Origin of the sequence: Thalassospira sp. (assembly GCF_002709775.1) — a bacterium.
Taxonomy (GTDB): domain Bacteria; phylum Pseudomonadota; class Alphaproteobacteria; order Rhodospirillales; family Thalassospiraceae; genus Thalassospira.
In genome coordinates, this window is sequence record NZ_PAQR01000040.1 from 43,182 (window position 1) to 49,406 (window position 6,225).

7 protein-coding genes are annotated in these 6,225 nt (G+C 54.7%); 4 read left to right on the plus strand and 3 right to left on the minus strand.

Features of this window, described 5'->3' with window-relative positions:
* The first annotated feature begins 177 nt into the window (after positions 1-177).
* From dapA to CMO10_RS14435, 4 genes are all read left to right on the plus strand, one after another.
* A complete protein-coding gene (gene dapA / locus CMO10_RS14420) occupies positions 178-1,059 on the plus strand; it encodes a 4-hydroxy-tetrahydrodipicolinate synthase (RefSeq protein WP_297023525.1) in 882 nt (293 codons plus the stop codon).
* A gap of 17 nt (positions 1,060-1,076) precedes the next feature.
* Positions 1,077-1,553 carry an SsrA-binding protein SmpB gene (gene smpB, locus CMO10_RS14425; protein WP_044826732.1) on the plus strand — a complete coding sequence of 159 codons (477 nt, stop codon included), beginning with the start codon at positions 1,077-1,079 and terminating at the stop codon, positions 1,551-1,553.
* 139 nt (positions 1,554-1,692) lie between these two features.
* Complete coding sequence (locus CMO10_RS14430; RefSeq protein WP_297023528.1) at positions 1,693-2,358, plus strand: sulfite oxidase-like oxidoreductase; 666 nt, start codon at positions 1,693-1,695, stop codon at positions 2,356-2,358.
* Between the two features lie 82 nt (positions 2,359-2,440).
* The gene (locus tag CMO10_RS14435) at positions 2,441-2,932 is read left to right on the plus strand and encodes a glutathione peroxidase (RefSeq protein ID WP_297023530.1); all 492 of its coding nucleotides are present in this window, start codon (positions 2,441-2,443) and stop codon (positions 2,930-2,932) included.
* A 39-nt stretch (positions 2,933-2,971) separates the two neighbouring features.
* Here the strand turns inward: CMO10_RS14435 and recQ are convergent, their stop codons facing one another.
* The 3 genes from recQ to CMO10_RS14450 form a co-directional block, all read right to left on the minus strand.
* On the minus strand, positions 2,972-4,804 hold the full coding sequence (recQ, locus tag CMO10_RS14440) for a DNA helicase RecQ (RefSeq protein WP_297023532.1): 1,833 nt from the start codon (positions 4,802-4,804) through the stop codon (positions 2,972-2,974).
* 31 nt (positions 4,805-4,835) lie between these two features.
* Positions 4,836-5,477 carry a uracil-DNA glycosylase gene (locus CMO10_RS14445; protein WP_044826728.1) on the minus strand — a complete coding sequence of 214 codons (642 nt, stop codon included), beginning with the start codon at positions 5,475-5,477 and terminating at the stop codon, positions 4,836-4,838.
* 84 nt (positions 5,478-5,561) lie between these two features.
* Complete coding sequence (locus CMO10_RS14450) at positions 5,562-6,170, minus strand: LabA-like NYN domain-containing protein (protein ID WP_044826727.1); 609 nt, start codon at positions 6,168-6,170, stop codon at positions 5,562-5,564.
* Between the last annotated feature and the right edge of the window lie 55 nt (positions 6,171-6,225).

Consider the following 6,225-nt stretch of genomic DNA (forward strand, 5'->3'; position numbering starts at 1 on the left):
ATGCTCTCTCGAGCCGGGCATTATGGCAGTGAAATCGATAAAAGCCAAACAGTCCTGACGGGAATTTTTGCCCATCGTCCCGGATCGCCCGGATTATCGTATACAGTGCTTGCGGGAAACCCCAACAGCGGCTATTTTCGCGACCGCTTTCAATATATCCCGAATTTGGAGATCTCTATGTTTAAGGGTTCAATCACAGCTTTGATCACGCCATTCACGAAAGATGGTGCGATTGATGAAAAGGCGTTCCAGTCTTTTGTGGATTGGCAGCTTAAACAGGGCACGACTGGTGTTGTGCCAGTCGGAACCACCGGTGAATCTCCGACCCTTAGCCATGCCGAGCATCATCGCGTTGTCGAACTGGCACTTGAAGTTGCCAAGGGCCGTGGTCCGGTGATTGCCGGTACCGGTTCGAATTCGACCGCAGAAGCCGTGTCGCTGACCCGTCATGCACAGAATGCCGGTGCGGATGCCGCACTTGTTGTGACACCGTATTACAACAAGCCGACCCAAAAAGGTCTGTATGCGCATTTCAAGGCGGTTCATGACGCGACCGATATCCCGATTGTGATTTACAACATCCCAGGTCGTTCGATCGTGGACATGAATGTCGACACCATGGCGGAACTGGCGAAATTGCCGCGCATTGTTGGTGTGAAAGATGCCACCAGTGATCTGGAACGTCCGGCATTGACCCGTTTGGCAGCAGGTGCAGATTTTTGCCAGCTGTCGGGTGAAGACGGCACGATCGTTCCGTTCCTGGCACAGGGTGGTCACGGCTGCATTTCGGTCACGTCGAACATTGCACCGAAACTTTGCGCTGATCTGCATGCGGCTTGGGCTGCGGGGAACATTTCCAAGGCTCAGGAGTTGAATTATCGACTGATGCCGGTTCACAAGGCGATGTTCTGTGAATCCAGCCCCGGACCGGTAAAATACGCCGCCGAGCTTCTTAGCCTGTGCGGCAGCCACATGCGTCTGCCGATGGTCGAGATTGCCGAAGAATCAAAACGCAAGGTCGAAACCGCGCTTAAAAATGCCGGTATTCTCGGCCATTAAGCGATAACAAGCGTCTTATGGCACCCAAGAAAGAAACAAGTACCAACAAGGTTGTCGCGCAGAACCGGCGGGCCCGCTTTGACTTTTTCCTGACGGAAACGTTTGAAGCGGGTATCGCCCTGCGCGGTACTGAAGTCAAATCGCTGCGCGACGGCAAGGGCAACATTCAGGAGTCCTACGCCGAAGCGAAGAACGGCGAAGTGTGGCTGATCAACGCCTATATCCCTGAATATCAAAGCAAAATGCCGTTCGGCCATGAAGAACGCCGTCCGCGCAAATTGCTTTTGCACAAGCGCGAAATCAGCAAGATGCACGATGCCCTGAACAAGAAGGGGTTCACCCTTGTTCCGGTCAAACTGTATTTCAATGAACGCGGTATTGCGAAACTTGAACTCGCCATTGCCGAGGGCAAGAAGAAGGCCGACAAGCGCGAAACCGTCAAGGAACGCGATTGGCAGCGCGACAAGGCACGCATCCTGCGCGATCATGGCTGATCAGGATATCGGTCGCAGCGATGTGATTTGCTGAGGCCTTGGGAAAAGAGATTAAATGGCGCGGACATGGTGAACATGTTGGCGCCATTTTTCGTATCAAGACTGGTAAAGCCAAGATTTGGCAATAAAGGATACCCCCGTGACAGAGAGCTTTTCAGGCAAGATCAAGGACAAGCTGATTGCAGCCAAGCGCAAATGGGCCGAAGACGGGCGCCTGATGACAGGTGTGCCGGACGTTGCGCGCGAAAACCGTTTGCCGCCGGGGCAGCGTCTTGTCACGGACTGGCCGGTGCTTGATCTGGGCATCACGCCGCATGTCACAGCCGATGACTATCAGCTTGAAATCAACGGGCAGGTCAAAAAGCCCATGACATTGAGCTTTTCCGATCTGCTTGATCTGCCGCATGTCACGGCGAAGAACGATATTCACTGTGTGACCAGCTGGTCGCGCTATGACAATCACTGGCAGGGCGTTTTGGCGACGACATTGGCAGAAATGGTCGGTCCGTTACCGGCTGCGCGCCATGTGTTGTTTACCGCCCATGATGGTTACACGACCAATGTGCGGATTGAGCAGTTTCTTGATGATGATGTGTTGTTGGCCCATCATTGGGAGGGTGAGCCGCTAAGTGAAGAGCATGGCGGGCCGCTGCGCGTTGTGATCCCGAAGCTTTATTTCTGGAAGAGTGCAAAGTGGGTGCGCAAAATCACTTTTGCGCGGGATGACCGCCCGGGTTTCTGGGAAGAGCGCGGATATCACAACAATGCCGACCCATGGACGGAGGAGCGATATGACACAGATTAATCGATGGAATGGAAAATGCCTTCAATTCGTTGTATTCTCTGTCTTTACTGTTCTTGTCGCGAGTTTGTCCTGGAGGGAGACAATGGCATCGGATGATGCACCATCGGCATATGATTTTTCTTTCCCGGCGATTGATGCCGGTGAAATCCATCTTTCAGAGTATAACGACAAGGTCGTTCTGCTGGTAAATACCGCCTCAATGTGCGGGTTTACGCCCCAATATACGGGCCTGCAAAAACTGTGGGAAGATTACCGCGACGAAGGGCTTGTCGTCCTTGGCGTGCCGTCGGCTGATTTTGGCGGGCAGGAATATAGCGAGGATGCCGATATCCTTGATTTCTGCGAGGTCAATTTTGATGTCGACTTCCCGCTGACATCGAAAACCACGGTCAAAGGCCCCGATGCGCATCCGTTTTACAAGTGGGCGGAGCAGGAACTGGGCGCGGACAATGCCCCGCAATGGAATTTCCACAAATATCTGATTGGCCGTGATGGCAAGCTTATTCAAAGTTTTGACAGCCGGACCAAGCCGGAAGACGAGGAAATCGTCAGCGCCATTCGCGCAAGCCTGTAAGCCAGGCAGAACTGCAGGAAAATTTGACGGGGCGGCGGTTTACCGCCGTCCGTCCATGACATCGAGAAATGCCAATCCGTACTGATCAAGCTTTTTGACGCCGACACCGTTGATGGACGCCATGTCTTCAAGGGTGCGGGGCTTGAAACGCACCATTTCCCAAAGTGTCCGGTCGCTAAAGATCACATAGGGTGGGACGTTCTGGCTGGTGGCCAGTTCGCGGCGCAAGGTGCGCAGGCGTTCCCAAAGATCGCGGTCTTCCTCGTTTTCGAATTCGGTATCGAAATCGCGCAGGCGCTTGGTCATCGCGCGCTTGCTTTCACCGGGGTCCTTGCGCATTTCGACGACTTTTTCACCGCGCAGAACCGGTCGGGATTCCTCGGTCAGGTAAACGCCGCCATGGCCTTCGACATCGACCTGAAGATAGCCCATGGCAAGCAGCTGGCGAAAGACCGATCGCCATTGTGGCTGGGCGATATCCTTGCCAATTGCATAGACCGACAGCTTGTCATGTCCGTTCTGGCGGATCTTTTCGGTTTTACGGCCCATCAGGACTTCGATCACATGTGCCGGGCCAAAGCGTTGACCGGTGCGATAGACCGCCGAGAGCGCCTTGCGCGATGCCTGTGTTGCATCCCAAGTGTCGACCGGCTCAAGACAGGTGTCGCAATTGCCGCAAGGTTGATGCTGATCTTCGCCAAAATAGGACAGGATCACCTGACGGCGGCATTTGGTGGTCTCGGCAAGGCCGACTAGGGCGTCAAGTTTACGCGATTCAATGCGTTTTTGGGCCTCTGGCGCCTCGGAGCTTGCGACCATGCTGCGGATGGAAACGATGTCAGACAGATCGTAATTCATCCAGGCATTGGCAGGCAGGCCGTCACGCCCGGCACGGCCGGTTTCCTGATAATAGGCTTCCATGCTTTTGGGCAGGTTGAGATGGGCGACAAAACGCACATTAGGTTTGTCGATCCCCATGCCAAAGGCGACGGTTGCGCAAATGATCAGGCCGTCTTCGCGCAGGAAGCGGTCCTGATGCAGTTGGCGCGTTTCCTGCGTTAACCCCGCGTGATAGGGGAGTGCTGGACGACCATTGTCGGAAAGCCATTGCGCGACATCTTCGGTTTTGCGTCGTGACAGGCAGTAAACGATACCGGCATCTTCGGCGTGTTCGCGGTTCAAGAACGACAGAAGGCGTTGCTTGGCGTTGCCCTTGGTCTCGATGCGATAGGTGATGTTCGGGCGATCAAAACCGGTAATGAAGCATTGCGCATCGGTCAGATGCAGGTTTTCTGCGATGTCCTTACGCGTCGGGGTATCGGCCGTTGCGGTCAGTGCGATACGCGGCACATGTGAAAAGCGCGTCGGCAGCAGATCAAGACGGCGATATTCCGGGCGGAAATCATGGCCCCATTGCGATACGCAGTGGGCTTCATCAATGGCAAACAGTGAAATGCTGATCCGATCCAACAAGTTCAGGAACCGGTCAGAGGCAAAGCGTTCCGGCGCGACATAAAGCAGATCAATATCGCCATCAACGGCACGCGTTTCGATTTCGCGCGCGGCATCGGGGGCGAGGGTCGAATTGATAAAGGCGGCCTTTACGCCCAGCTGGTTCAGTGCATCGACCTGATCCTTCATCAGGGCGATCAGTGGCGATACGACAACCGCCGTTCCCGGACGGCAAAGGGCAGGAACCTGATAGCATAGCGACTTGCCGCCTCCGGTCGGCATCAGGACAAGTGCGTCGTTGCCTGCAATGACATGATCAATGATTTCAGCCTGTTGGCCGCGAAAGCTGTCATAGCCAAAGACTTCTTGCAGGACGTCAATTGGCTGATGTTGTGCAGGTCGGTCGAGCAAGTCAGACATGGGCTCGGGCATAGGCGATGTATCAGGCAAATTAACCGTCCAGATGTGCGCGAATTCCGGCAAAGACGTTTTCAAACATCTCTGGCGTCAGGCGATAGGTCTGGGTGTTGTAGCGCGAACAGTGATAGCTATCAAACAAAGTGATGCCATTTTCCATCTTGTGTGATGCGCCGTGGCCAAATTTCAGCGATGACAGCTTAAGCCCGAAGGTGCGCAGCATGGCCTGATGGGCGACCTGCCCAAGGCACAGGATGGCCGACAGGTTCTTCATCGCATCAAATTCGCTGATCAGGAATGGGCGGCAGGTATTGGCTTCCGGCCCGGTTGGCTTGTTTTCCGGCGGCACGCATTTGACTGCGTTGGTGATGCGACAATCAACCAGTTCCAGCCCGTCATCGGGGCGTTTGGCATAGGTGCCGGTGGCAAAGCCGAACTTTTTCAGCGTGTCATAAAGAAGGTCGCCAGCATAGTCGCCGGTAAACGGGCGGCCGGTGGCGTTTGCCCCCTTAAGCCCCGGTGCCAGACCGACAATCAGAAGGCGCGCATCAAGCGGGCCAAACGGACGCACGGGGCCGTTATAGAAGTCGGGAAACTTTTCCTGATTTTTGCGCCGGAATTCGACAAGGCGCGGGCAAAGCTGGCAATCGATATCGGGTTGCTGATAGGCGGTCATGGCATGTCTGACTTTTTGCCGGTCACAGTGCGGGCTGTGACCGGTGGTGATCAGGGCAGGGTGATGGGCGACGCGGTCAGTCGATCAATCGTAATCGAATTCGTCGAGGTCCGGATGTTCCGGGTGATCGTCGAGTTCGGGATGATCGTCATCGCGGCGTTGCTGAACCTTGCGCGCGATGGTGCCTTCAAGTTCGGTCAGCTCGATAAAGTTATCGGCCTGACGGCGCAGTTCATCGGCCACCATCGGCGGGTTGGATTTTACCGTCGAGACGACCGTGACGCGGACGCCCTTGCGCTGGATGGCATCGACCAGACGGCGGAAATCGCCATCGCCCGAGAAAATAACAACATGATCAAGGTGTTGCGCCATTTCCATGACGTCAATTGCCAACTCGATATCCATGTTGCCCTTGATCTTGCGGCGACCGGCGGCATCGGTGAATTCCTTGGTCGGTTTGGTGACCATGGTGTAGCCGTTATAGTCCAGCCAGTCGACAAGCGGGCGGATGGGGGAATATTCCTGATCCTCGATGAGGGCCGTGTAATAGAAGGCGCGGATCAGCTGACCTTTTTGGGAAAACAGTTCCAGAAGGCGTTTGTAATCAATGTCAAAACCAAGGGCGCGGGCGGCGGCATAAAGGTTCGAGCCGTCAATAAACAACCCGATGCGTTCCTGCGGGTAAAAAATCATCGTTAAATTCCTCAAACATCAAATTTAATTATGCAGTTCCCAAAAAAACGGAACA

Excerpts from the sequence above, each read along its gene's own strand:
- dapA (WP_297023525.1), top strand. The coding sequence starts at position 178 with ATGTTTAAGGGTTCAATCACAGCTTTGATCACGCCATTCACGAAAGAT.
- smpB (WP_044826732.1), top strand. The coding sequence starts at position 1,077 with ATGGCACCCAAGAAAGAAACAAGTACCAACAAGGTTGTCGCGCAGAAC.
- CMO10_RS14435 (WP_297023530.1), top strand. The coding sequence starts at position 2,441 with ATGGCATCGGATGATGCACCATCGGCATATGATTTTTCTTTCCCGGCG.
- recQ (WP_297023532.1), bottom strand. The coding sequence starts at position 4,804 with ATGTCTGACTTGCTCGACCGACCTGCACAACATCAGCCAATTGACGTC.
- CMO10_RS14445 (WP_044826728.1), bottom strand. The coding sequence starts at position 5,477 with ATGACCGCCTATCAGCAACCCGATATCGATTGCCAGCTTTGCCCGCGC.
- CMO10_RS14450 (WP_044826727.1), bottom strand. The coding sequence starts at position 6,170 with ATGATTTTTTACCCGCAGGAACGCATCGGGTTGTTTATTGACGGCTCG.